This window comes from Arthrobacter globiformis (assembly GCF_046536215.2).
Classification (GTDB): domain Bacteria; phylum Actinomycetota; class Actinomycetes; order Actinomycetales; family Micrococcaceae; genus Arthrobacter; species Arthrobacter globiformis_E.
Window position 1 is genome coordinate 3,492,469 of record NZ_CM143421.1, and the last position, 26,111, is coordinate 3,518,579.

Genomic DNA, 26,111 nt, shown 5'->3' on the forward strand with positions numbered 1-26,111 from the left:
CTGCCCGGGACCGTCGTTGTCCGCTTGCTGCGTACTACTTGCCAGCTGAGATCAGGGTCTCGACTTCGTTCTTTTCGCGGCTGCTCCAGGTTTCCCTGGTTGCCAGCGCCGCGATGAGGCCGATCGCTCCGCAGGCGATGTAGACGATGGACACTCCGCTCCAGCCCCAGGCGGCCGCGGTGGCTGCCGCGATCAGCGGGATGAAGCCGGAGATCGCGGCAGAGAACTGGTAGCCGATGGACGCCCCGGAAGTGCGGGTATTGGCGTTGAACAGTTCGGAGAACCAGGCGCCCTGTGCGCCGGCCAGCATGTCGTGGAGCACGGGCAGGCCGATTACGTAGACCAGCACGATGAGGAACGGGACGGCGGTGTTGACCATGAGGAACATGGGGAACCCGAACAGGATGATCCCGGCGCAGCCGGCGAGGTAGAGCTTGCGGCGTCCGATGCGGTCCGTTACCCGTCCCCACAGGATGGTTGCGGCAACGCCGATTGCGGCTGCGAGCACCAGGCCGGTCAGGCCCACCTGCCGGTCGACGATCTTGTTGGTGCTGATGTAGGAGAGGAGGTAGGTGACGATGACGTAGAAGCCGCCGGATTCGGCCAGGCGCAGCCCGATCACACGAAGGATGTTGCGCCAGTCCTCCCTGATGACGGTCAGCAGCGGGTTCTTCACGAGTTCGCCGCGGGCCTTGGTCTCTTCGAACTCGGGGGATTCGCTGACCTTCATGCGGATGATGATGCCGGCGATGATGAGGATGGAGCTGGCCAGGAACGGCACACGCCAGGACCACTCGTTGTTCCAGCCCGTCGTGCCGAGGAACACGAGGTTTGCCAGCAGCAGGCCGAGCGGGACGCCGGCCTGCGGGATGCCGGTGTACTGCCCGCGCTTGCGCCACGGGGCGTGTTCGAAGGTCATCATGATGGCCCCGCCCCACTCGGCGCCGAAGGCCAGGCCCTGGATGATGCGGATGGCCACCAGCAGGATCGGCGCCAGGACGCCCACCTGCTGGTACGTGGGAAGGACGCCGATGAGGAACGTCGCCGCACCCATCACCAGCAGCGCGCCGACCAGGACCGGCTTCCGGCCGTATTTGTCGCCGAGGTAGCCGCCGATCAGGCCCCCGAGGGGACGCATGGCGAAGCCCACGGCCAGGGTGGCGAAGGCGAGCAGGGTGGCGGCGAGGGGATCCTGGCCGGGGAAGAAGGCGCTGCCGAAGTACAGGGCCGCCGCCGTTCCGTAGGCGAGGAAGTCGTAGTTTTCAATGGTGGTGCCGACGGCGCTGCCGATGGCCACCTTCAGTTTGTCCGGTGATCCGTGCTTGGCCTGCTGGGCGTGCGTTTGCGTGAGGGTGCTCATCGCGTTCATATCTCCTTCGATATGGGACAGGTTGCTTCCTGCCCCTGCGGTTGCCGCAGGCGCTGTCCCCATGGACACCGGCCCCGGCGTCACCTGGGCTGTTTCAGAGCCTTGGCGTTGTCAATGTCGTAAAAGCTGCGGATGTGGTCGCCCACGGCCCGCCGAGCCTCATCGGCTTCCTTCCGGCGGATGGCGGCAAGGATCTGGCGGTGCTCGCTGCGGACCACCTTGGCCGTTTCCCGCCAGTTCTCCAGCCGGGCATAGGCCTCGATCATCTGGCGGTTGATGGCCGTCCGGAGGGACCCCATCAGGTGTGCCGTCAGCGAGTTGCCGGTGGATTCGGCGATCCGCACATGGAACGCCGCATCCAGCCGGTTGAACTCCGGGGTGGAGATCTCCGGGTCCTCCATCTGGTCCAGGATCTGCTCCAGCTCCGCCAGGTCGTCCTCGGTTGCCCGCTGGGCGGCCTCCTCGCAGCACCAGGTTTCAAGGGCGATCCTGGTCTCGAGGACCTCGGTGTGGTCGAACTGGCCTAGTGCCAGCTGGAGCTTGAGGAGGTTGATGAACCCTGAGCCGGGTTCATCAACAAGGACTGCGCCGCCGTCGGCCCCGCCACCGGGGCGGATGTCGACGATGCCGAGTGCCTCCAGGACCCTGAGTGATTCCCGCAGGGAAGGGCGGGAAACGTTCAGGAGGGCGGACAGGTCACGTTCGCTGGGGAGCTTGTCCCCGGCCTTGAGCCTGCCGTCCAGGATGCGTTCCTCGATCTGGGCCATGACCTGTTCGTAGGTACGTACCCGCTGTACCGGTTCCCATGCTTCTGCGCTCACGCCGATCACCCCTTTGAGATTTCTGCCTGCGGCAGAGGGCCGCGGCTATTTCATGGTAGTTGCTCGGCCTGACCGTCTTACCGCTGGGCCGCGAACAGTTCGGCGCGGGCTTCGTTCTCAAGCTGGCGCCGGATCTGGACGGCAAGCAGGCTCTCGTCGGCGTCAACGTCGTCCCAGGAAACCGTGCGGTCCTTGGGCACATCACGCTTGAGCTTCATGCCGTGGGCCAGGCCCAGGGGCAGGGCGTTCCGCTCGAGCGAGATCCGCGCCGGAGCCAGCTTGCCGAACGCTGTGTAGCCGCCCTCGCCATCGAGAATTTCACCGGCCCTGAGGTCCTTCTTGGCGGTGGTCACCACGTCGCCGCGGAACCCGGTGGGGGCGCCGGTGGCTTCACCGCGGAGCACGGCGGAGGCGATGCTGACGCCGAGCTCCAGCCCGATCATGTGGTAAGGCCGGTAGAGCGAGCCGTAGCGGCCGGTGGAGTCGGTCTTCACGCCGTATTCCGCGAAGCACTGCACGGCGTAGTCGGTCCTGGCCTCGAAGGTGACGTAGACGCCCCAGCGGAGATCACGGTCCACTTCGGTGCCGTCCCGGTTAAGGCTGGAGGCGATTTCCACGGTGCCGCGGCGGGTGAGGGCGCCGCCGACGGACTGCTCGCGGTAAACGTGCGGCAGGTCGTCGACGCCGGCCGGCGGGAAGAACAGCCCCTCGTCCTGGGGCGTGAGGCCGGTGCCGTTGGCGACGGCCGCCATCTCGATGGCGGACTTGGTGCCGTCCAGGAACGAGTTGAACATCTTCGGGTTGAAGTCGCCGCTGGCGAGCTGTTCGTCGGTGAAGCCGTAGTAGTTCCAGACCGTGTCCGGGGTGGAGTAGTTGTATTCGGGGAGGTACTTGGTGCCCTTTCCGGCGGCCACGACGTCGAAGCCCACCGTGCGGCACCAGTCGACCATTTCGCAGATCAGGGCCGGCTGGTCGCCGTAGGCCATGGAGTAGACGACGCCGGCGGCCTCGGCGCGCCGCTGCAGGAGCGGGCCCACCATGCAGTCAGCCTCGACGTTGACCATGATGATGTGTTTGCCGTTGTCGATGCTCTGCACGGCGTGGGCGGTGCCGACGATCGGGTTGCCCGTAACCTCGAGGATTACCTCGATCTGCGGCTGCCGGATCAGGTCTGCGGAGCTGTCGGTGACGAACGTGGTGCCGTGGCGCAGTGCCTCGGCGAAGCTGCCGGCGGCATAGCGTTCGGCCGGCCAGCCCGTCCGCTGCAGGGCGCCCTTGGCCTTGGGGACATCGATATCCGCGACGCCGACGACGTGGATGCCTTCTGAATTGAGGGCCTGGGTCAAAAACATGGAGGCGAACTTGCCTGCGCCGATGACGCCGACCCGGATGGGGCCGCTGGTGGCTGTTCTCTTCTGCAGGAGCGAATGGAGGTTCATGGATTTCTTCCTCGGAGCAACGGTGGTCTCAGGCGGCTAATGGTTAGTTGGTCTGACCATCTGATGTTGCAACCATGACATGGACCGCAAGTGTGTGTCAAGCGTCACGTCCAGGGCGGGTTCGGCCCCGGGTACGTACAGCAGCGGGAACCCGGGTAGTCCCGGCGGCAAAGACGGGTAGCCAACCCCCGTGACTCAAAGCCGGCGGGGCCGTTGAATGGACAGACACACACCGGGGTACAGGACGCGATACAGGAAACAGCGCAAGCGACGGAGGAGACGGCATGGAAGGGTGCGGGCCATGAGTTCCGGACTGGCGTCAGCGGTGCAGTTCGCCGGGTCCCTGCCGGGGTCCATTTTGCTCTTGCTGGGGCAGGCCGTGGTGGTGGTGTGCGCCTGTTCCGACATGGTCCGCCTGCTCTCCGTGCCGCGCTCCCACCGGCGGTATCTGGCCAACACGGTCTTCCGCAGCCTGGTGGTGCCGGCGATCCTGGCCACCGCCGTCAGGGCGCTGCTCGATGCTGCCTCCGGCGTGTGGCCCAACGTCACGGCCGGGATGTTCGTGCTGGTGGTCCTGATCTACCGGTGGCGTACCGACACCGACGAGGACAGCTGGTGGAAGGGCAAAGGCAAGGCCCTGGGGCGCTGGTTCAGCAGGAGGGCCGCCTTCGGGCTCCGGCCGGCATCCGCCGCAGCGATGCAGGCGGGGCTGCCGCCCCGGTAGCCCCCGCGGCATGAGAGTCCGGCACCACGTCAGTCGTTGAAGAGCCCCGCCAGGTCCTCCGCCGTGAGCGCACCGCCCGAGAGCGCGTCGCCCTCCATCACGTCGGCGAACAGCTGCGACTTCTTGGCCTTCAGCGCCATGACTTTTTCCTCGATGGTGTCCTTGGCCACCAGCCGGTACACCATGACGTTCCGGGCCTGGCCGATGCGGTGCGTACGGTCCACCGCCTGCGCCTCCGACGCCGGGTTCCACCACGGGTCGAGCAGGAACACATAGTCCGCCTCGGTCAGGTTGAGGCCGAAGCCGCCGGCCTTGAGGCTGATCAGGAACACCGGCGCCGCGCCGTTCTTGAACTCATTGACGACGTCGGAACGGTTCCGGGTGCCGCCGTCGAGATAGCAGAACTCGATGTCCTCCTCGATGAGGCGCTCGCGGACCTTGCCCAGGAACCCGGTGAACTGGCTGAAAATGAGGGCGCGGTGGCCTTCGGCCACGAGGTCCTCCAGCTGCTCGAACAGCACGTCCAGCTTGCTGGACCGCACGCCGGACAGGGACTCATCCACGAGCGTCGCGTCCAGGCTGAGCTGGCGCAGCAAAGTCAGCGACTGGAAGATTGTGAAGCGGTTCTTGTTCACGTCCTCGATCAGGCCCAGGATCTTCTGCCGCTCGCGCTGCAGGTGGGTCTGGTAGACCTTCTGGTGCCGCGGGTTGAGCACCACTTCGAGGATCTGTTCCTGCTTGGGCGGCAGGTCCTTGATGACCTGCTCCTTGGTGCGGCGCATCATGAGCGGACGGACCCGACGGCGGAGCTTGTCCAGCTGCCCCTTGTCGCCGTTCTTCTCCACCGGCTTCTGGTAGTACTCGGCAAACCGGGACGGGCTGGCGAACAGCCCGGGCGCCACGATGGAGGTCAGCGCCCAGAACTCCATGAGGTTGTTCTCCAGCGGCGTGCCCGTAATGGCCAGCTTGAACGCGGCCGGAAGCTTTCGGGCGCACTGGTAGGCCTTGGACTGGTGGTTCTTCACGAACTGCGCCTCGTCCAGCACCAGCCCGGCCCAGTGCCGTCCGGCGTAGGACTCGTAGTCGATCCTGAACAGCGCGTAGGACGTGATGACGATGTCCGCCCCGGCCATGGCCTCGGCGGGGTCGGCGCCGCTCTTGGCGAACGTCTCGCCGACGGCGCGGACCGTCAGTCCCGGTGCGAACCGGGCCGCCTCGGCCTCCCAGTTGCCCACGACGCTGGTGGGGGCCACCACCAAAAAGGGAGTGCCGCCGTCGTCCGCTGTTTTGGGATCCGCTGGTTTGCTGTCCGCTGCCTGGGGGTCCGCTTGCCCAGCGTCCGAGGAAGACTCAGCGTGTTCCTTGGCCGCGCACATCAGGGCCAGCGCCTGGACCGTCTTGCCCAGGCCCATGTCGTCCGCGAGCACGCCGCCCAGGCTGTGGCGGTACAGGAAACTCAGCCAGTTGTAGCCCTCCAGCTGATACGGGCGCAGCTCGGCGTTGAGGGTGGCCGGGAGCGGGAGGCCCTGGACGCCGTCCGCCAGCAGCCCGCCCACGGCCGTACGCCAGGCGGCCGCCTGCTCGTCCACGATCCCCAGCTGGGCAAGCTCATCCCACAGGCCGGCCTGGAAGCGACTGATCTGCAGGGGTGCGTCCTTGTTATCCTGCAGCGCGCGGGCCTCGTCGATCAGGGCCCGCAGCTGGTGCAGCTCCGGCAGGTCGAGGGAGAAGTACGCGCCGCTGGGGAGCAGCATGCGCGTCTGCCCGGCGGCAAGGGCGGAGAAGAGGGCAGCGAAGGACACCGGCTGGCCCTCGAGGGTGATCACGATGCCGAGGTCGAACCAGTCGCGCTGGTCCGTGGCCTTCGTGGAGATCGCCACCACGGGCGCTTCTTCGGCCTCCCGGTAGTCCGCGATGTCGCCCGAGGTGTCCACGTCGACGCCGGGCGTGTTCCGCAGCAGGGGGAGCACCTCCTCTGTGAACGCCAGGGTGTCCAGCCCGCTCAGCTCCGCGGTGGCCGCAAGCCGCGGCGTGCCCCAGCCGCCGGTGGCTGACTCGCCCAGCTTGGGCACCACGTCCCACGGCTGGCCCACAGCCTCCAGAATCCGGGCCTCGGCGGGATCGTCACGGTAGCCGTGGTCGCCGGGGTGGCGCCAGAGCGGCTGCGCGGTGACGATGGTGCCGGATTTGTAGTGCCACTCCCAGTGCAGGCGCACGCGGTGGTCGGTGCCGTAGTTGGCCAGCAGCGAGAGCGTCGGGATGGCAAGCTCGGGCAGCTCGACGGATTCGTCCGCCGCCGTCACGCGCGCGGTCTGCTTCAGCTTGGGGTAGAAGCCGGTGAGGAAGCGGCCTTCATCCCGTGCCGGGATGTGCAGCGTGTTGCCCGCCGTGACGAACGCCAGCAGTTCCTCGCTCAGCCCGCTCTCCAGCGGGGCCAGCGTGATGGTCTCGTCCGCGGCGACCCCCGGCAGCGAGTCCCCGCTGGTGGTCAGGAAAATGCCGTGTGCCGGGCGGCCGATGGTGCCCACCGAAGCCGGATCAACCTCGGTGCCGTCCACCGTGATGGTGGACGCGAGCTCCAGGCCGCCGTCCTGGGTCCCGCTTCCGTATCGGCCCAGGTTGAGGCCCACCGCCGCGGGCTCCGCCGCCACCTTCACCGGTTCCTGGCCGCGGCTGTGCACCAGCGCGACGCCGAGCTGCCGGGCTTCCTCCAGCAGGCCCCACAGGTTCTTGCCGGCGAAGGTGTTCAGCCCCAGCCAGAGGGACGACGACGAGTACGCGCGGTTGGCGCCCGCGGTGTGGGCGGCGAGAAAGGTCTGCATCCACTCCACGTGCGCCTGGTTGCACTCGCGCTTGAAGCTCAGGTAGCTCAGCGTGTTCCACGAGACGTCGCCGCGGATCCATTTGCCCTTGGCACCCATGATCACCGGGCGGGCCTTGAGCTGGCGGACGCTGCGGAGCGGATCCCGGCGGCCTGTGTAGGAGAAGTGCGGGGCCGGTTCCTCCACCTCGAACTGCAGGGCCAGGGGCGTGCCGCCGGCCTGCTGGGCGGGGCCGGCCTGCGAAATCAGGGGGCTGAGCGCCTGCTCCCAGTCCGAAAGCGCCGGTACGGACTTTTCCCGCGACACCCGCGAGACGTCGGCCGGGAACAGCAGCTGCACCCGCACGGCCGGGTTGTCTTCGGCCGCGAACAGGAGTGCTGCCACGTGCTTGCAGTCCTTGCGGACCGGGCAGCTGCAGACACCCACCGTGCAGCTCCAGCCGCCGCCCTTGCGGACCAGCTTGGCAGTGGTGGAGTAGGGCACCTCGGAGCCGCCGCGGACCTTGCCGAGCATGAGGCCGGTGGCGGCGTCGAACGAGATCCCGGAGACGCGGCCGCCCATGGCATAGGCGAGCCCGGCCGCGAGGGAGCGGTCGTTGATCGCGGGGGTCTGGATTGCCAGTGCCGCACTGTCGTCCGGTTGGGAAGGCATGGGTGCGCGCTACTTTCGGCAGGTCGAAAATCTGCAGGTTATCTGATCCATCTTAGTCGGGCCGGAGGGGCCCTCAAATTTGCCGCCGCCCGCCGTCGGGCTCTTCTGCTTTTGCCCTGTTTTGTGCCCAAACGGGGTACGGGCAAACTTCGCCTGACGTTCACTTCGCCCTAAACCTGCGGGCTGCCGGCGGCGCGTACCTTGAGAAGGTCCTGAGCATCACCGGCTTTCTGCAGTAAGGATTTCCCATGACTTCCAGCGAATACCCCGTTGTCCTGACCGTCGAAGGCGCCGCAGGCGGCGATGGGGAGGTCGTTGATTCCAACGTTGCCGTGGTGAACACCATGTACCAGGAGCTCCTCGGCTCGGGGGAGATTGCTCCCAACGCCCTGCGCAGCTACTTCGTGGACTTCTACCTGACACAGTCCCTGGGCGGTGGCTTTGCGCAGTATGTCTTCACCGCCCCGGACCGCGAGGAGCTTGACGCCTACATCCGCGAAGGCCTGGAAGGCATGGGCGCCGCCGGTCACGTTGACCTCTTCGACCGCACCGCGGAGGCCTTCGATGCCCTCTCCGAGGAGGAGGCGGACATCTACCTGGACGGCGAGTCCGACGCCGAGGAGGACGGCGAGCTTCCCGAACGCGTGCAGGCCATGGAGGACCTCGACGCCGAATTCGAATCACTCCTCGAGACGGAGGACATCGTGGTCCTCAACGCGGCGTGGCTGCGCGGACAGGAAGGCCTGCTGGTCCTGAACGACGACGAGCTCACCGCCCACATCGCCAAGCGCGTGGCGGCGCTGCCGGACCTCGAAGAGCGGCGCGCCGAGGCCGAGGAAGAGGCCCTGGAGAACGCCCCGGAATTCGAGGTCATCATCCGCGAGCTGTGCGACATCGCCGGTTACGAGCTGCAGAAAATCACGATGGGCGATCCGAACTACGACCACAACGGCGAGACGGTGCTCGCGTGGCGCTTCAGCACCGACCACGGCGATTTCCTCATGATCGAGGAGGAAGATGAGGCCTACATGCTCAACCCGGAGACCAAGGAAATCGTGGCCGCCGTCGAGTTCGAGGAGCTGGACGAGGACCTCGTAGAGGCGTAGCGGTGCACGGGCGGGCCGGCCGTTTTTCGGCGCCGGCCCGCCCACCCATGTGCGGGCCCTGTTGAGGGGGCGCATAGGTTTTGGTTAAAGGTTTCCGCAGGGTGGCGTCCGGATACTGGCATCCTCTTCAGATCATGGACCTGAAGAGGATCACCCTCGCTGGGTCTCAGCCGGGTGAAGTCTGGGGCCTTTGAGGGGAGCTTTCCATGAAACCTGCAAGAATGCGTCCACGCCTGGCAGCGGCCGTCACGGCCGGCGCGCTGATTGCGCTGGCCGTTCCAACAGCGGCAGTTGTTCCGGCTTTCGCCGTCATCAGTGACCCGGGAACGCACATCATTACCGTTTTCCCGGAGCGGGATATGGTCTCGGCCGAGGGGTATGCGGCCAGTGACCGTCCCACGATCCAGGTGCTTCGCGGCGGCGCGGTCATCGGTACGGCGTCCAACCTGGTGCCGGTGGGCGGCATCGTTGAAGTCAACCATCCCGGCGGAGGATGCTGGGAAGGCACCACTCCGGACATCCGCTCCGGTGACGTGATCCGTGTTCTGACAGCGCCCGACGTCGGCGACCAGACATTCGTAGGAAACGTCACCGTCACGCAGCCGGCAACCAAGATCAACGCCGGCACCGTGGTCATGAAGGGCACCGCTGTTGCGCCCGGCGGCGGGCAGCTTCCGGCGGACCAGCTGGAAGCCAGGATCGTGGCAGCCAACCAGTCGTTCGCACTGAATGGGCGGCGCACGCTGCGTGCCGGCGCCCCGGGCTCGGGCGAGGACGGCACCGTTGTGTATGACGGACCGGGCCTCACCACCTGGACAGCCACCTGGACGGGCCTCACCGGCGTTGGCACCGACGGCGTGACCGACGCCGACCGCGCTACAGCCGCCAACACCTCCGAAAGCCGGGGCATGTGGCTGGGACGCAACGCCGCCACCGGCAACGAAGTCACGATCTTTGAGTACGGGGCGATCGGCGGCCCGGCCGCCCCCTGCACCGCACCACTGGCCAAGGGTCCGAGCACGCCTGACCTGACCGCCGCGAGCGACACTGGCCGGTTCAACACGGACAACATCACCCGCAGCACCACGCCGACCTTCACGGGTGCCGTTGCGTTGCCGGACGCAGCCAGCGTCAACCTCTACATCGACGGCGTGGCCAGCGGCTCGGCATCGGTCGTGAACGGCAGCTACTCGATCACGTCCAACCGGACGCTGGCCAACGGGCGCCACACCGTGACGGCAGGCGAAGTGAGCCCGGGCGGAGTCGAAACACGCTCAACCGGTTCGCTGGCCGTCACGGTCGACACCGTGGCACCGGTGGTTACTGCCAAGGCGCCCGGCGTCAACTCGCTGATGGTCAGCCAGACGGCCAACGTCACGGCAACCTTCAACGAACCGATCGCAGGGCTGGGAACGGCATCCTTCACCCTGAAGAACTCGGCAGGAGCGCTCATCGCCTCTCCGGTGACGTGGAACGCCACCACCCGGGTTGCCACGCTGAACCCGAACGTCACACTGGCGGCTGACCGGAAGCACACGGCAACGCTGACGGCCGGCATTACCGATATCGCGGGCAACCCGATCGCCGCCAACTCGTGGGCGTTCACCACGGGCCCGCGGCCGGTGGTGACCACCAAGTCCCCGGGGGCGAACGCCACCGCCGTGAGCCGCGTCGCCAACGTTACGGCGACCATCAGTGAGAACGTGATCGGCGTGTCCAACGGAACGTTTGCCCTCCGGAACGCCGCCACCGGCGCCTTGGTGAGCTACGCCGTCAGTTACAACGCCACCAGCCACGTGGCCACGCTGAACCCGAACGTGACCCTGGCGGCCAACACGAAGTACACAGCCACCATTTCCACCAGCATCAAGGATGCCGGCGGGAACCCGCTCAGCGGCCTCTCCTGGAGCTTCACCACAGGACGGTAACGGAGCAGTCTCACAGGATCTCCGGCCCGGCGCCGCCCGCAAGGGCAGCGCCGGGCCGGACCCATGTGGGTGCGGAACCCCACGGATGGGGAGTGACGTTTGACACATGCAAAACGTTTTGTGTATTCTCAGTTCCACCGAACCAAAACGTTTTGCAAAGGAAGTCGATGACGACGCGAGTAGGGATACGTGAAGTGGCCAAGGCCGCGGGAGTCTCTGTGACCACCGTTTCCCACGCCCTCAACGACGCCACCAGCTCCCGGGTCAAAGCGGAAACCCAGCAGCACGTCCGGGAGGTGGCCAGGAACCTTGGCTACGCCCCCAACCGGCTCGCCAGCGGGCTGCGCAACCAGCGCTCCCAAATCCTGGGCCTGGTCAGCGATGAGATCACCACCACGCCGTTCGCCGGGGCCATGATCCGCGGAGCGCAGGATGCGGCGTACGAACGCGGCTACGTGGTCATGGTGGTGAACTCCGGGCTGGACAGCGAGCTTGAACACCGCGAAATTACTATGCTTCAGCAGCACCAGGTGGACGGCGTGGTGTACGCCCGGCTGTACCACCAAGGGGTCGAGCTGCCGGCCGCGCTCTCGGCGATTCCCACCGTGCTGCTGGACGCCGTGACCGGTGATCCAGCGGTCTCCTCCATTGTCCCGGACGAGGTCGACGCCGCCGAAACCGCCGTCGAAGCCCTCATCGCGGCGGGACACACACGGATCGGAATGATCAACAACGTGGACGACATTCCCGCAAGCCATGGCCGGCTGGAAGGATTCCACAACGCCCTGCGCCGCCACGGCATCGCCCATGATCCACGGCACCTCGTCATCACCGTTCCGGAGACCTCCGGCGGCCGTGAGGCCGCACTGGGGCTCCTCGGCCAGCCGGACGGGCCCACAGCGCTGTTCTGCTTCAGCGACAGGGTGGCCATGGGCGCGTACCAGGCGGCCGCAGCTCTGGGACTGAACATCCCGGAGGATGTTTCGATCGTGGGCATCGACAACCTGGAGCTCATCGCGGGCTCGCTGTGGCCGGGGCTGACCACCGTGGCCCTGCCGCACTACGACATGGGGCGGTGGGCGGTCAACCGGGTTCTTGACGACATCGACAACCCGGGAACGCCGCCGGAACAGGTGCGGCTGGCCTGTCCCCTGATCGAGCGGGGATCCGTGGGACCGCCCAGGACCTGACCGGATTCCAGCAACCACCAGCAATACAACCAGTTCGTCCAAACCCCGTGTCCGTCTGAAAAAGGGACGCAGCCGTTGCAGCGGCCGCGCCCCTTCCGGACCCCGGGCCAATCATCCACGCGCAAAATCAGCAGAAAGACTGGACCTTCATGAACAAGCGATTCACACGGATCCTGGCCACCAGCATAGCCGCGGCGGCACTCATGGGCAGCCTCGCTGCCTGCGGTAAGGGCAGCGCGTCTGCCACGACCCAGGACAGCAACGAGATCACCATGTGGACCCACAACGCGGGAAACCCTGACGAGCTCGCGGCGATCAAGGCCATCGTCGACAAATACAACAAGAGCGGCACCGCGAAGGCGCAGATCAAGGTGCAGGCATTCCCGCAGGACTCCTACAACGACTCGGTGGTCTCGGCCGCAGCCGCCGGGAAGCTGCCCTGCATCGTGGACATCGACGGTCCCAACGTGCCCAACTGGGCGTGGGCCAAGTACCTGACGCCGCTGAAGCTCTCGGCCGATCTGTCCAAGAACCTGCCCAGCACCGTCGCCAAGTGGGAGGGCGAAACGTACGCGGTGGGCTACTACGACGTCGCCCTCGCAATGCTGGCCCGCGCGTCGGACCTCAAGGCGGCCGGAGTCCGTACCGCCACGGTGGAAAAGCCGTGGACCAAGGAGGAATTCCAGGACGCGCTGACCAAGCTCAAGGCCCTGGGCAAGTGGCAGTACCCCCTCGACATGGGGACTGCCGGCACCGGAGAGTGGCTGCCCTACGCCTACTCGCCGCTGCTTCAGTCCTTCGGCGGCGACCTCGTCAACCGCGACGGCTTCCAGTCAGCGGACGGAGCCCTCAACGGGGACAAGGCCGTCGAATGGGCCGCGTGGTTCCGCGGACTCGCCGACCAGGGCTTCATGGCGAAAAAGAGCGGCAAGGATTCCACCCAGGACTTCCTCAACAACAAGAGCGGCATCGTCTACACCGGCTCCTGGGCCGCGGACAAGGCACGCAAGGCACTCGGCAAGGACCTGGCCGTTATGCCTTCCGTGGACCTCGGCAACGGCCCGAAGATCGGCGGCGCCTCGTGGCAGTGGGGCGTGACCAGCGGATGCAAGAACTCCGAGGCCGCGATGGACTACCTCTCCTACTCGCTGAAGCCGGAAAACATCGCCGCCGTGGCCAAGGCCACCGGAACCATCCCGGCCACCGACGAAGCGGCCGCCCTGATCCCCGCCTTCGCCGAGGGCGGCGAAAACCGGGTCTTCATGGAACTCTCCCGCCAGCAGGCCGTCATGCGGCCCGAGACGCCGGCCTACCCGTTCATCGCCACCGAGTACGGCAAGGCCGTCCAGGACATCCTGGCCGGGGCTGACCCCAAGACCGTCCTGGACAAGGCGGTCAAGGCGATCGACGCCAACATCAAGTCCAACGGCGGCTACAAGAACTAGCCAGCGCGCCGGACGGGAGGACGACGGCGGGCGGCACCTGCCGCCGTCGTCCTCCACCCGGCACTGACTGTCAACGGAGACTCCCATGACAACCACCCAACTTCGCTCCCGTACCTCCGCTGTTCCAGCGCCGGGCGGCACCACTGAAGCCGCTGCCCGCCGCAAGCGCCCCGGCCACCTGCGCGAACAGCTCAGCGGCTGGGGGATGATCGCACCGGCGGCGGTCCTCCTGCTCGCCTTCGTGTTCCTGCCGGCGATTCTCGGCTTCGGGCTGGCCTTTACGAACGCCCGCCTGATCTCCCCGCGGCCGGTGGAGTTCGTCGGGATGGACAACTTTGCCCGGCTCTTCACAGACCCCACATTCTGGCGGTCGCTCCTGAATGTCAGCTACTTCGCCGTGGTGGTGGTGCCCGTACAGTCCGGCCTCGCCCTGGCTATGGCACTGCTGATCAACAAGAAGTTCCGCGGGGTGAACTTCTTCCGCACCGTCTACTTCCTGCCCGTAGTGACGTCCATGGTGGTGGTGTCGCTGCTCTGGCTCTTCATGTACCGCAAGGACGGCCTGATCAACGAGCTGCTGTCCACGTTCAGTTTCGGCCTCATCCAGGGCGCCGACTGGCTGAACGACCCCTCCACCGCCATGCCGGCCATCATCGGGCTGTCCATCTGGCAGGCCGCCGGCTTCCACATGATCATCTGGCTGGCCGGGCTGCAAAGCATTTCCGGGGAGCTGTACGAGGCGGCGCAGCTGGACGGAGCCAGCCGCTGGCACCAGTTCCGGTACGTCACCTGGCCGGGACTGAAGCACACCCGCACCCTGGTCCTGGTGACCATCACCATCCAGGCGCTCGGCCTCTTCGACCAGGTGAGCGTCATGACGCAGGGCGGCCCGCTCGACTCGACCACCACCATCATCTACGAGGCGGTCCGCTCCGGCTTCAAGCAGCAGGAAACCTCCTACGCTTCCGCCATCTCGCTCGTATTCTTCGTCCTGGTGCTGCTGGTCTCCGCGGTCCAGCGCTACCTGACCCGAGAGAAGGACTGACGTGAAAAACGTGCTCCGCCTCAATTCGATCGGCACCATGGCCGTGCGGATCCTCTTCGCGGCCGTCGCCGCGTTCCCCATCGTGTTCATGCTCGTGTCCTCGCTCAAGCCGGACCAGCAGATCTTCGGCGACATGTCCTCGGTGGCGGCTTTCCTGCCCATCGGCAACATCTCGCTGGACAACTACACCGCCGTCTTCGACCGGGTTCCGGCAGCGCGCTTCCTGATCAACTCCGTCGGCGTGTCCGCCGTGACAGTGGTGCTGGGAATCTTCATCAACAGCCTCTGCGCCTTCGCACTGTCCCGCATGCAGGTCCGCGGCAAGCGCATCGTGTTCACGGCGATCCTGGCCACCCTGATCGTGCCGTTCCAGACGCTAGCCCTGCCGCTGGTGTGGTGGGTGAACCAGCTGCCCTACTTCGAACTCAACGGCTTCAGCCTGGAGATCTCGAAGGGCTGGCTGGACACCTACCAGGTGCAGATCATCCCGTTCATCGCCAACGCGTTCTCCATCTACCTGTACCACCAGTACTTCGAGTCCATCCCCAAGGAACTTGACGAGGCGGCCCGGATAGACGGCGCCGGCTGGTTCAAGATCTACCGCCAGGTGGTGATGCCGCTGGCCGGTCCCGCCACGGCCACCGTCGCCATCCTGACTTTCCTGCCCGCCTGGAACTCCTACCTGTGGCCGCTCATGGTGGTCCAGTCCGAGGAACTGCGCCCGGTGATGATCGGTATCCAGTACTTCTTCCAGCTGAACGTCTCCTGGGGTGAGGTCATGGCCTACGCCTCGCTGATCACGGTTCCCGTGGTGGTCCTCTTCATCGCGTTCCAGCGCTCTTTCATCAACAGCATCGCCTCCAGCGGCGTCAAAGGCTGACCCAGCCCCCTTTCTAGTTCGAAAGCGAACCATGACTTCCCTGAATGCAACGCCCGCCCTCGACTGCCGGTACCGGCCCACATGGCACTACGCTGCGGAGCGCAACTGGCTCAACGACCCCAACGGGCTGGTGTACTCCAACGGCGTCTACCACCTCTTCTACCAGCACAATCCGTTCGGTGACGTGTGGGGCAACATGTCCTGGGGGCACGCCACCTCGGCAGACCTGCTGAACTGGGACGAGCAGCCGGTGGCCATCCCCTGCGACGAACAGGAGGCTATTTTCTCCGGATCGGCCGTGGTGGATACGCACAACACGAGCGGATTCGGCGTCGGGGGAGTGCCGCCGCTGGTGGCCGTCTACACCAGCGCCTACTCACCGTCATCGCCGCTGGCGGGCCGGCAGGCACAGTCCCTCGCGTACAGCACCGACGACGGCGCCACCTGGACCAAGTATGCGGCAAACCCGGTGCTGGACCGGGCGTCCGCGGACTTCCGCGACCCCAAGGTCTTCTGGTACGACGGCGACGCCGGCAGCTACTGGGTGATGGCCGCCGTCGAGGCAGTCCGGCATGAGGTGGTGCTCTACAAGTCCGCCGACCTCAAAACGTGGGAGTACCTGAGCACCTTCGGCCCTGCCAACGCCACGGGCGGCGTCTGGGAATGCCCGGACCTGTTCGAACTGCCCCTGGACGGCGATGCCGGGAACACCCGGTGGGTCCTCGTGGTGAATCTGAGCCCTGGCGGGATCGCCGGCGGCTCGGCGGGCCAGTACTTCCTGGGAACGTTCGACGGCGTGACGTTCCGTTCCGAAACCACGGTCACCGAGGGCATGCAGGCCGACGACAGCCGGATGCACGACTACGGCTGGCTCGACTGGGGCCGGGACTACTACGCCGCCGTCTCGTTCAGCAACGCCCCGGGCGGGCGCCGCCTCATGATCGGCTGGATGAACAACTGGCAGTACGCTGCTTCGACGCCTTCGCAGGGCTGGCGCAGCGCCATGTCCCTGGTCCGCGAGGTCCGGCTGGAGACCCGCGGCGGGCGCCCCGTGCTGGTGCAGGCCCCGGTGGACCCGTTCGACGCTTCCGGCACGGAGCTGTTCGCCGCGGGTCCCGGGCGGCTTGCGGACGGGGTGCGGTGGCTGCCTGCCGAGGCCTCCGGGGATGTGCTGCGCGTGGACGCCGAGTTCCGGCCCGGTTCCGCCGGCAAGGTGGGGCTGGTGCTGCGTGCCGGCGAGGCCGACGGCGTGCAGGAGCGGACCGTGCTTGCCTACTCTTCCCTGACGGGCGAGCTCAGCCTGGACCGCACCGCGTCCGGGAACGTCGGTTTCCATGCCGACTTCCCGTCCGTGGAGCGGGTGCCGGTTGTCCTGGACAGCACCGGCCTGCTGCGACTCAGGATCTTCCTGGACCGCTGTTCTGTTGAGGTTTTCGCGCAGGACGGCCTGGTGACCCTTACGGACCAGATCTTCCCCGCGGAGTCCAGCACCGCCGTCGGACTGCTGGCCGACGGCGACGGCGGCACCCTGGTAACCCTGTGCGTCACCGGCTAGCTCCCGCGTTGCGGTCAGCTGTTCTGCTCGAGGGCGGTTTCGAGGAAGTCCACGAATTCCTGGTCCACCTGGGCTAACGACGTGAGCCGGACCTTGCGGTCGAAGAAATCGCCGTCGCGGACCTTGACCGCCTTGAGGCGCTCCCCAATGGGCGCCTCAAGGCGGAGAGTCACGTCCACGGCGGTGTTGTTCGCCCTGGTCACCTGCGCGAACTTCCGGCGGCTGCTGTGCAGCGACACGTAGCCCTTGCGCATCTGGATTGCCACGCCCGGATGGGCTGCGGCCCACGCCAGGAGGGTGTTGACGATGGGCCGCAGGTTCGGGTGGTCCCTGTACTGGCCGTCAAGGAGTTCGTCGGCGTCCCGCAGCATGAACTCGGGATAGCCGAACATCTCCCAGGACACGGCGTATTGGGCGTAGCCCGTAATTCCGTGCTCGGCGCGCATCCATTCGCGCAGCTCGGCATCGCTCTTCACTCCGGCGGAGCGTCCCTGCTCCGCCCACCAATGGACGTCATGTCCTGACTTCCGCAGCAGCAGTGCCTGGTTGCTGTCCACCATGGATTTCCAGGTTCCGGCCTCCGCTGTCAGGTTGTGTGGATTCACCATCCTCCGATGGTAGTGCCGGCGCCTACGGAGAGGCGCCGGCCCAACCTGCACGCCTTACTTGATCATCGTCCCGTCGGGTGCCACGAGGTACCAGACATTGCCGACGCCCTGGCCGGTGATGTCGCCGGGGGCCTTGTCCTTCTCCCACAGGTAGACGGGCATGCCATTGACCGTGACCTGCTTCTTGCCGTCAGGGGTATCGATGGTGCCGACCTTGCCGGTTACACCCTCGACCTTGGGGGTGTCCGTGGCGGCAATCACCGGCGGCCACTTCACGAGGCAGTCACCCAGGCAGTTGCTCTTGCCGGAGTCCTTGACGTCCTTGGTGAAGTAGTAAACGCTCATGCCTTTGCCGTCCACCACGATGTTGCCCTTGCTGGACGAAGCGGTCTTGAGGTCCACCGACGCCATCTCGCTGGAGGACGCCGTGGCCGATGCGCTGGCGGAGGTCGCGGGCGACTCGCTGGCAGGGGCCGCCGCCGAAGTGGTGGTGGTTGTGCCGGATCCGCCGCCACAGGCCGTCAGTGAGGCGGCAAGGGCCATAACTGCGAGGCCAACGCTCAGATGCTTCTTCATGTGCTGCTCCTTGGCTCGGGCCGGCAGACTGAGGGACCGGCGCTATTTGGAATGACGCACAAAGGTGAAGAATGGTTCAAAGAATCTGACGCTGACCGGAATTGAACTTATTTCCTGCTGCCGGCGTCGTATTTGCCAGGAAGGCCGGGCCCTCGGATCCGGCTTCATAGGGTCATTGCAGGGAGGCCGAAGGTGCCGCTGGATGAGGATTTGGTTGCAGCGATCTACCGCGAGCACGGAACGGCACTTCGCCGGTTTGTGCTCAGTGCTTCCCGCGACCCGCACCTGGCCGACGACATCGTGCAGGAAACAGTGCTCCGCGTCTGGCAACAGGCGCCCAAGGTCACAGGCAGCATGCGCAGCTACCTGTTCCGGACTGCCCGGAACATCATGATCGACAACTACCGGAAGTCACAGCGGCGGCCGCAGGAAGCCGAGGACCGCGACATCGCGGACCCGGAGGAGGCCACCGGACGGGTTGACGATCTGCTGAACAAGGTGCTGATGGAGGAAGCGCTGCTGCGGCTGAGTTCGGAGCACCGGGATGTACTGGTGGCACTGCACTACCGGCGGTTCACGGTAGGCGAGGCGGCGGTGCAGTTGAACATTCCGAGCGGAACGGTGAAATCCAGGGCCTTCTACGCAGTGAAGGCCCTGCGGACAATACTCGATGAAATGGGTGTGGAACGGTGAACGGCAAGGAAGTCCATGAGCTGCTGGGGGCATACCTGCTGGGAGGGCTCGACGACGCGGACAGGCTACGCTTCGAGGACCACCTTAAGCAGTGCGCCACGTGCCGCAGTGAACTGTCGGATCTGGAATCCCTGCCGGGACTGCTGGACGCCCTTCCGGTCCCGGAAGCCGTGGCGCTCGCCGTTCCGGCGGCCCGCCGGCCCGGCTCGGACCCCGCCCCGCCCGCCCCCGCCCCCGTCCCCCAGCCCGTTCTGGACGAACTGGCCGCCCGCCGTCGTAATTCCCGACGGCGGCTGACGGCCCTTGTGGGGGTGGTGGCGGCGGCCTGCCTGGCACTGGGGTTCGCGGCGGCGCCGCTGTTTGATCCCGCCGACAAGCCCGATGCCAGCTACTCGGTCAAGGCGGACAGCGGCATGCAGGTCACGGTGGGCATGGTGAAGAAAACCTGGGGCACCGAACTGGCCGTCGACGGGCGGAGCCTGCCGCAGAACGGCCGGCTTTCACTGTGGGTCAAGGACCGCGCCGGGGTTGAGGACAGGGCGTGCGCGTGGATGGCGACACCGAGCGGAAGGGTCCGGGTCACCAGCGCCACGCCGCTGCAGTACACGAGCATCGCCAGCGTCGAAGTGCGGAACGACCGGCAGCAGACCATTGCCGTCATTGCCATGCCGGGCACCTGAACTGCGTGGGGTCAGCCGTCCCGGCGGAGTCACATTCTGGCGAGCCGCGCCCGCACCACCGTGAAGACCCCGTAGCAAATGAGCCCGGCGCCCACCGCGGCCAGCACGTACACGCCGTAGGGCTGCTCCCGCAGGGCGCGGAGGCCGCCGTCGAGTCCCGTCGACTGCTCGGGGTGGACGGTGACGGTGGCGATGACCACCAGCAGGCCCGTCACAAACAGGGCAACGCCCTTGGCCACATAGCCCACCATCCCAAGGGCGATGATGGCTTTGCGCCCGCCCGGGGAAGACGGCGGATTGATGTGCTTCTCAAAGGACTTCCTGAACCCGCGGACCGCGTAAATGATGCCAACGACGGCCACGCCCGCTCCGATCAGCACCAACAGCAGGATGCCACCCGGTGCCTTCATCAGATTGACGGTGAAGTCGCTGGTTGATTCCCGGTTGTCCTTGCCGGCGCCGCGCGCGAAGGCTGCGAGCGTGAATGCCAGGCCGGCGTAGACCACCGCCTGCGCCGCGGCCTGCAGCTTCTTGCCGGCCTTGTGCTTGGTGGGCAACCGCTCGAAGTCGAAAATCGCGTCGCCGGCCTGCCACAGGGCCAGGGCAATGCATCCCGCGAAGCTGACCCACAGGAGCGCCGGACCGGCGGGCTGGCTGGCCAGTTCGGCGACGGCGCCGCTCACATCCGCGCGGCCGCCACGGCCCAGGGCGAGGCCGAAGGCAATGAAGCCGACCAGGATGTGGAGCACACCGCTAGCCGCAAATCCACCGCGTGCCAGCATTTCGAGGGGCTTGGAGTTCGTGACGTCCTCGGCCTTGCCGGCTGCGCTTCTCAGTTCCCGTTTGATGATCGCTCCTCTGCGCCGGCGGCTGCTGTGGCACTCCGCCACAGGCTTATCGTGCCACGGCGGGGCGCCGGGGAACAGAGCCCCGGACGGGGATGGACCGGGCAGCCGGGCGCGGCTAGATCCGGCGGTAGCAGAGGTCGAAAATCATCCGGCCGGCTTCGTGCGCCTTGTTTTCGAAGCTGGTGCGGATGCGGCCCTCGAAGCGGGGAGCCCAGCCGCCCCTTTCGTCGATGCCCTCGTTGGGTCCCGTGTGTTCCGTGCTCACCGGCGCCCGTCCCTCCTTGACCGGCGCGCCGCCCACCAGCGATTCGACGCCGGTCTGCCACACGTGGGTGAGGGGACTCTCGGGGCCACTGCGCTCACCGTTGTGCAGGTTCTCGAACGCTTCGGATCCGGCGAGGACGTCGCGGACGTGCACGGCGTAGTTGGACCAGTCCGTGGCGATGCGCCAGAGGCCGCCCGGCTTCAGCGCCTTCGCGGCGAGCTCGGCAAATTCGGGTTGGATCAGGCGGCGCTTGTGGTGCCGGGACTTGTGCCAGGGGTCCGGGAAAAAGACCCAGAGTTCGCTGACCGAGCCGGGCGGCAGCATGGTGGCCAGAACCTCGGGGGCGTTCGCCTCCACGACACGGACGTTGGTGAGGCCGCGGCTGTTGATCTTGATCATGGTGTTGGCCAGTCCGGGAGTGTAGACCTCCACGGCGAGGAAGTCCTTGTCCGGGTTTTCCTCTGCGGCGTGGCAGACGGCGTCGCCCAGACCCGAGCCGATCTCGACGATCAGCGGCGCCCGGCGCCCGAACTCGGCTTCGGCGTCGAACGAATAGTCGGGGTGGACCGATGTGTTGGCCACATGGCGGGGAACGTCGATGGCCCAGCGGCCGGAGTGCTCCTCCCAGGCCGCCTGGCGGCGCCCCTGCAGCCGGGTTCCGCGGCGGACAAAGCTGACCGGCCGTCCGCCGTAGGTTCCATAGGACGCCTGGCTTCCCGGTGTGACCGGCCGGGGCTGGTCCGGATTTACCGGCGGTTGGGGGGATTCGGGAGATTCGCTCATCCCTTCCAGAATAGTGGAGCCGGTGAGCGTCACGAGAAGGCATCAAACTCGCCCACAAACAACGGCACGAGCAATATGACGGCCGCAACGCCGGCCACGATGAGTCCGGCAACGCTGATGCGCCGCACACTGGAGCCCCGAAGCGACCGCTTCAGTGCAACGCGCCCCAGGACCAGGGCCAACACTGCGAACAGGGCAGGCAAACTGTAGAAGACGACGTTTGCCACCCACTCTTTGCCATTGCTTCCGCGGTCCGGCCGCGTGAACAGCATGGCCAACATCGCGGGATACAGGGTGACGAACGCGCCGGGCAGAACCAGGGCGCCGCACACCAGGCTGGCCACCGCCATGCCATACCCGTCCCGGCCTGGGTAGCCAAATCCCTGCATGCCGGGACCCCAGCCCCCAGGACCGGGACCCCAGCCCCCAGGACCGGGGCCCCGATCTCCAGGACTCAGATTTATCCGGCCGTGCGGCGGCCGATCGCCGGACTCGGGTGCCTGCGGAATGCTCATGGGTCCTCCTGGACGCGGACTGCTGACGGATTGGATGCGCACGTGCGGCCAGACTATGGGCGCCGCGGTGACCCGGGATACCGTGCAGCGACCGTATGTGGATAACCCTCCCCGCGTCGGGAGCCGCAGTCCGGTGCCCGGGCTTGATGGCCCGGATCCGCCCAGCGCGACTGCAAGAATGGGCGGGTGATCGATGCCCAGAATTCGCGCAAACACGGCGGCAGGCAGCCACGTCCCGCCGTTAATGCAGACACCCTGGTGGACGCAGAGGCAGACGAGGTTCCCGCCGCCGAGCCCACGCAGGTAACCGGCCGCCGTGCGCTGGCCTACCTCGGCCTGTGCCTGGTGCTGATCGGGCTCAACCTGAGGACCGTGTTCTCCAGTTTTTCGGCGGTTCTTCCCGAGGTGACCTCCGACGCCGGCCTGCCCGGCTGGGCGGTGGTGGTGCTGACCACGGTGCCGGTCACGCTGCTCGGCGTGTTTGCGCCGCTGGCCCCTGTCCTGGCCCGGCGGTTCGGCGCGGAACGGGTACTGCTCGGGGCGATGGCCGTCCTGACGGCCGGCCTGCTCCTGCGGCCTGCCGAGGTTCCGGGCGCCGGGCACCTGCCGGCTCTGTTCGCCGGGACCGCCGCATGCGGGGCCGCCATTGCGCTGTGCAACGTGCTGTTGCCCGGGCTGGTGAAGCGGGACTTCCCGCACCGGCTCGGCCTGATGGGCGGCCTGTATACGACGGCCATCTGCGCATCCGCCGCGCTGGGTGCGGGCTTCACCTACCCCGTTTTCAGCGCTACCGGGCAGTGGACTTCGGCGCTGTGGTTCTGGGCGGCACCGGCCGCCGTCGTACTTTTGCTTTTCCTGCCGGTGGCGGCACGGCAGCGGCACGGGCAGCACACCTCGGTGCGGGAGGGCGTGAATGTGTGGCGCTCGGCGGTGGCGTGGCAGGTCACGATTTTCATGGTGCTGCAGGCGATGATGTCCTTCAGCGTCTTCGCCTGGCTCGCGCCGATCCTGCGCGAACGCGGGGTGGGCGGCGGCACGGCCGGGCTGATTGTGTCGGTGTCCATCGTGCTGCAGATGCTGGGCTCGCTCTTCGCACCGGCACTCGCCGCCCGGTTCCGCGACCAGCGGGTGATCAACACGGTGGTGGCGCTTATGACCGGAGGCGGCTTTGCGCTGAGCATCTTCGGCCCGCTGGATCTGGTGTGGGTTTGGACCGGAATGCTGGGGCTGGGCCAGGGAAGCCTTACCGCCGTCGCCCTGACCATGATCATGCTCCGCACCCGCGACGGGCACACCGCAGCCCACCTCTCCGGCATGATGCAGGGGGTGGGCTACGGGCTCGGCTCCACCGGCACGCTGCTGGTGGGTCAGCTGCACCAGGGCACCGGTTCGTTTGCGGCGGCAGGGATCCTGTTCCTGGCGGTGGGATTGCTGGCCGCGGTGTTCGGCTACCGGGCCGGCCGGGACAGGTTCATCGGGGGCTAGGCGGCCCATGTAGGTAGCAGCAGAGGGCGTTCCCACGGCGGGGAACGCCCTCTGCTGCTACCTAGTTGGGTCAGTGCGCCAGGTCTTTGCCCCTGGTCTCGGGGATGGTGAAGATGAACGCCACGCTGATGGCCAGCAGCACCACCGCGTAGACGTTGAACAGGTTGGGCATCTGGATGGTGGTGCCCAGCCACTGCTGCAGGTAGGGCGCGGTTCCGCCGAAGGCTGCCACACAGATGGAGTACGGCACGCCCACGCCCACGGTGCGGATGCTCGTGGGGAACAGCTCGGCGTACACGGCCGGAACGATGGCGGCGCTCGCGGCGATGAAGATGAGCATGACGGACATGCTCACGGCCAGCTGCCAGGCGGAGTCCTTCAGCAGCCAGGTCATCGGGAAATGCATGACGGCTGAGCCGATCGCGCCGGCCCACAGCACCTTCTTGCGGCCGATCCGGTCGGACAGCTTGCCCCAGACCGGAAGCGCGGCAATGAAGACGATGTTGCCGATGACGCCGGCCCAGAGGGCCTCGCCGCGGTCGATCTTCAAGGCGGTGGTCGCGTAGCTGGGCGCCACCACGCCCCAGATGTAGTAGATGACGGTGAGGCCCACGGTCAGGCCGATCACCTGCACGGCCTGCTTGCGGTACCGGACAATCTGCGGCCAGATCGGGGCGCGCTTCTGGGTGGCGGTCTCGCCTTCGAACACGTCCGTCTCGTGCAGCCGGGAGCGCATGATCAGTGCGTACAGGCCCATCGCGGCACCGATCAGGAACGGGATGCGCCAGCCCCAGGCATTCATGACCTCGGTGGTCAGCGCCATGTTCAGCACCGCGCCCAGCAGCGTGCCAAAGAGGATGCCGACCGTGCCGGAGGTGTAGATCAGGGTGGCCCAGAAGCCGCGGTGTTCCCGGGGTGCCATCTCGGACAGATACGTTTGCGACGACGGCAGCTCGCCGCCGTGCGCCAGGCCCTGTACCAGCCGGGCCACCAGCAGCATCAGCGATGCGAAGGCCCCGACGCTGGCGAACGTGGGGGCGATGCCGATCATGAGGCTGCCCAGCGACGCCAGGCCGACGGCGAGGGTCATGGACGCCTTGCGGCCCACCCGGTCGCCGATCCAGCCGAACAGGAAGCCGCCGAAGGGGCGGGCAACGAAGCCGACGGCGAAGATCGCCAGCGTGGACAGCACGGCTGAGGCGGGGTCGGACTTGCTGAACAGCTGGCTGGCGATGAAGGGCGTGAAGGTGGCGTAGATGGCCCAGTCGTACCATTCGACGGCGTTGCCGATGCCGGTGCCGATGATGGTCTTGCGGGTCGAGGTCCGGCCCTCGCGCTGGGCGTTGATGATGGCAGTCATGGTTGTCTCCCTGGAATGGGCGGGCTAGAGGGCCGGAACGGAAGCGGGGACCCCGGCGCCGGCCAGCGCCTCGAGGCGGGAAATGGCGAGTTCCGCGTAGAGCGCGGCACCGTCAGCCAGCACACCGTCGTCGAACGTTGCGTACGGCGAGTGGTTGAACGGGGAGGCGGCGTGGTCCGCGCCCTGGGGGACGGCGCTCAGGCCCACAAAGGTGCCGGGCACTTCGGCCAGGACCCGGGAGAAGTCCTCGGAGCCGCTGAGCGGCGTGGCCCACCGCGAGAGCCTCGAGTCGCCGAACAGTTCGGTGATCACCCTTTCCGCGGTGTGTGTCTCGTCCTGGTCCGTGATGGTCAGGGGGTATTCCTGCTGGTAGTCCACGTCGACGTCGAGGCCATGCGCGGCAGCGATGCCCTTGAGCAGCCGCGGGACGGCGTCCATCATCCGCTGCCGGTTCTCCTCGGAGAACGTGCGGATGGTGGCCTCGATGCGGGCCGTTTCCGGGATGACGTTGCGCTTGGTGCCCGCGTGGAGCACCCCGACGGAGAGGACCACGGGATCGAACATGTTGAACTGGCGCGTGACCATCACCTGCAGGGCCGTGACCATCTCGGCCGCGGCCGTCACCGGGTCCTTGGCCGAATGCGGGGCGGAGCCGTGGCCGCCGGCGCCGAGCACGGTGACCACCAGGCCGTCGGAGGCGCTGAGCATCACGCCGGGCTTGGTGCAGAACGTTCCGTGCGGCTCGAGGGAGGAGAACACGTGCATGCCGTAGGCCGCGTCGACCCGCCGGCCGGGTGCATCCAGGACGCCTTCGCGGATCATGTAGCTGGCGCCGTCGAAGCCCTCCTCGCCGGGCTGGAACATCAGCACGACGTCGCCCGCCAGCCGGTGCCGCCGCTCGGCCAGGAGGGTGGCCGCACCGGTGAGCATGGAGGTGTGGAGGTCGTGGCCGCAGGCGTGCATCGCGCCGTCGATGGTGGAGGTGTAGCCGACGCCGGTCTTCTCCTGCACGGGCAGTCCGTCCATGTCCGCCCTGAGGAGCACGGCAGGCGGCAGCCCGGCCGGTGCCGCGCCGGAAGCGCCGGCGGAAGCACCGCCGTCGGACGCTCCGCCGCGCAGGACCGCGGTGACGGACGTCGTGTCCTTGCCCAGCGTGATTTCATACGGCAGGCCGTCCAGGGCCTTTAGTACCTTTTCCTGGGTCCGCGGCAGCTGCAGTCCGATTTCGGGTTCCCGGTGCAGGTCGTGGCGGAACCGGGCAAGGTCTTCCTGCATCTGGCGGGCGTCTGCGGCAATCGGCACGTGTTCTCCTCATTGGTGGTC

22 protein-coding genes are annotated in these 26,111 nt (G+C 67.0%); 11 read left to right on the plus strand and 11 right to left on the minus strand.

Annotated elements, in window-relative coordinates:
- Positions 1-34 precede the first annotated feature (34 nt).
- From R5O87_RS15675 to R5O87_RS15685, 3 genes are all read right to left on the minus strand, one after another.
- A complete protein-coding gene (locus R5O87_RS15675; RefSeq protein WP_410556291.1) occupies positions 35-1,360 on the minus strand; it encodes an MFS transporter in 1,326 nt (441 codons plus the stop codon).
- An 89-nt stretch (positions 1,361-1,449) separates the two neighbouring features.
- Positions 1,450-2,190 (minus strand): FadR/GntR family transcriptional regulator, encoded by a 741-nt coding sequence (locus R5O87_RS15680; RefSeq protein ID WP_410556292.1) that lies wholly within the window; start codon positions 2,188-2,190, stop codon positions 1,450-1,452.
- Positions 2,191-2,267: 77 nt separating this feature from the next.
- On the minus strand, positions 2,268-3,629 hold the full coding sequence (locus tag R5O87_RS15685) for an NAD(P)H-dependent oxidoreductase (RefSeq protein WP_410556293.1): 1,362 nt from the start codon (positions 3,627-3,629) through the stop codon (positions 2,268-2,270).
- 301 nt (positions 3,630-3,930) lie between these two features.
- Here R5O87_RS15685 and R5O87_RS15690 point away from each other — a divergent pair, with 301 nt between their 5' ends.
- Positions 3,931-4,353: a hypothetical protein gene (locus R5O87_RS15690; protein WP_410556294.1), complete on the plus strand. Its 423-nt coding sequence runs from the start codon at positions 3,931-3,933 to the stop codon at positions 4,351-4,353.
- Positions 4,354-4,382: 29 nt separating this feature from the next.
- Here the strand turns inward: R5O87_RS15690 and R5O87_RS15695 are convergent, their stop codons facing one another.
- Complete coding sequence (locus tag R5O87_RS15695) at positions 4,383-7,826, minus strand: DEAD/DEAH box helicase (protein WP_410556295.1); 3,444 nt, start codon at positions 7,824-7,826, stop codon at positions 4,383-4,385.
- 248 nt (positions 7,827-8,074) lie between these two features.
- Between R5O87_RS15695 and R5O87_RS15700 the strand changes: the two genes are divergently transcribed.
- From R5O87_RS15700 to R5O87_RS15730, 7 genes are all read left to right on the plus strand, one after another.
- On the plus strand, positions 8,075-8,932 hold the full coding sequence (locus R5O87_RS15700) for a DMP19 family protein (RefSeq protein WP_410556296.1): 858 nt from the start codon (positions 8,075-8,077) through the stop codon (positions 8,930-8,932).
- Positions 8,933-9,138: 206 nt separating this feature from the next.
- Positions 9,139-10,860, plus strand: a complete 1,722-nt coding sequence (locus R5O87_RS15705; protein ID WP_410556297.1) for an Ig-like domain-containing protein — start codon at positions 9,139-9,141, stop codon at positions 10,858-10,860.
- A gap of 167 nt (positions 10,861-11,027) precedes the next feature.
- Positions 11,028-12,050 (plus strand): LacI family DNA-binding transcriptional regulator, encoded by a 1,023-nt coding sequence (locus tag R5O87_RS15710; RefSeq protein ID WP_410556298.1) that lies wholly within the window; start codon positions 11,028-11,030, stop codon positions 12,048-12,050.
- 149 nt (positions 12,051-12,199) lie between these two features.
- On the plus strand, positions 12,200-13,495 hold the full coding sequence (locus tag R5O87_RS15715; RefSeq protein WP_410556299.1) for a sugar ABC transporter substrate-binding protein: 1,296 nt from the start codon (positions 12,200-12,202) through the stop codon (positions 13,493-13,495).
- Positions 13,496-13,580: 85 nt separating this feature from the next.
- On the plus strand, positions 13,581-14,540 hold the full coding sequence (locus R5O87_RS15720) for a carbohydrate ABC transporter permease (protein ID WP_410556301.1): 960 nt from the start codon (positions 13,581-13,583) through the stop codon (positions 14,538-14,540).
- Position 14,541: 1 nt separating this feature from the next.
- Positions 14,542-15,420, plus strand: a complete 879-nt coding sequence (locus R5O87_RS15725) for a carbohydrate ABC transporter permease (protein ID WP_410556302.1) — start codon at positions 14,542-14,544, stop codon at positions 15,418-15,420.
- A gap of 31 nt (positions 15,421-15,451) precedes the next feature.
- The gene (locus R5O87_RS15730; RefSeq protein ID WP_410556303.1) at positions 15,452-16,975 is read left to right on the plus strand and encodes a glycoside hydrolase family 32 protein; all 1,524 of its coding nucleotides are present in this window, start codon (positions 15,452-15,454) and stop codon (positions 16,973-16,975) included.
- A gap of 14 nt (positions 16,976-16,989) precedes the next feature.
- Here the strand turns inward: R5O87_RS15730 and R5O87_RS15735 are convergent, their stop codons facing one another.
- Together R5O87_RS15735 and R5O87_RS15740 are read right to left on the minus strand one after the other, a co-directional pair.
- A complete protein-coding gene (locus R5O87_RS15735) occupies positions 16,990-17,583 on the minus strand; it encodes a DUF5655 domain-containing protein (protein ID WP_410556304.1) in 594 nt (197 codons plus the stop codon).
- 54 nt (positions 17,584-17,637) lie between these two features.
- Positions 17,638-18,159 (minus strand): COG4315 family predicted lipoprotein, encoded by a 522-nt coding sequence (locus tag R5O87_RS15740; RefSeq protein WP_410556305.1) that lies wholly within the window; start codon positions 18,157-18,159, stop codon positions 17,638-17,640.
- Positions 18,160-18,351: 192 nt separating this feature from the next.
- Here R5O87_RS15740 and R5O87_RS15745 point away from each other — a divergent pair, with 192 nt between their 5' ends.
- Positions 18,352-18,852, plus strand: a complete 501-nt coding sequence (locus tag R5O87_RS15745; RefSeq protein WP_410556306.1) for a sigma-70 family RNA polymerase sigma factor — start codon at positions 18,352-18,354, stop codon at positions 18,850-18,852.
- A complete protein-coding gene (locus tag R5O87_RS15750) occupies positions 18,849-19,532 on the plus strand; it encodes a zf-HC2 domain-containing protein (protein WP_462836314.1) in 684 nt (227 codons plus the stop codon). Before R5O87_RS15745 ends, R5O87_RS15750 begins: the two co-directional genes overlap by 4 nt.
- 29 nt (positions 19,533-19,561) lie before the next feature.
- Here the strand turns inward: R5O87_RS15750 and R5O87_RS15755 are convergent, their stop codons facing one another.
- From R5O87_RS15755 to R5O87_RS15765, 3 genes are all read right to left on the minus strand, one after another.
- Positions 19,562-20,368, minus strand: a complete 807-nt coding sequence (locus R5O87_RS15755) for a DUF1206 domain-containing protein (RefSeq protein ID WP_410557898.1) — start codon at positions 20,366-20,368, stop codon at positions 19,562-19,564.
- Positions 20,369-20,495: 127 nt separating this feature from the next.
- Positions 20,496-21,428, minus strand: a complete 933-nt coding sequence (trmB, locus tag R5O87_RS15760; protein ID WP_410557839.1) for a tRNA (guanosine(46)-N7)-methyltransferase TrmB — start codon at positions 21,426-21,428, stop codon at positions 20,496-20,498.
- Positions 21,429-21,457: 29 nt separating this feature from the next.
- Positions 21,458-21,817, minus strand: a complete 360-nt coding sequence (locus R5O87_RS15765; protein WP_462836315.1) for a hypothetical protein — start codon at positions 21,815-21,817, stop codon at positions 21,458-21,460.
- 312 nt (positions 21,818-22,129) lie between these two features.
- Between R5O87_RS15765 and R5O87_RS15770 the strand changes: the two genes are divergently transcribed.
- Entirely contained in the window at positions 22,130-23,428 is a 1,299-nt protein-coding gene (locus tag R5O87_RS15770; RefSeq protein ID WP_410557841.1) for a CynX/NimT family MFS transporter, read from the plus strand.
- Positions 23,429-23,498: 70 nt separating this feature from the next.
- On the opposite strand, the gene R5O87_RS15775 is transcribed toward R5O87_RS15770, so the two are convergent.
- Both R5O87_RS15775 and R5O87_RS15780 read right to left on the minus strand, forming a co-directional pair.
- Positions 23,499-24,788, minus strand: coding sequence for an MFS transporter (locus R5O87_RS15775; protein ID WP_410557842.1), 1,290 nt, complete (start codon positions 24,786-24,788; stop codon positions 23,499-23,501).
- 24 nt (positions 24,789-24,812) lie between these two features.
- Positions 24,813-26,090 carry a M20 metallopeptidase family protein gene (locus R5O87_RS15780; RefSeq protein WP_410557843.1) on the minus strand — a complete coding sequence of 426 codons (1,278 nt, stop codon included), beginning with the start codon at positions 26,088-26,090 and terminating at the stop codon, positions 24,813-24,815.
- Between the last annotated feature and the right edge of the window lie 21 nt (positions 26,091-26,111).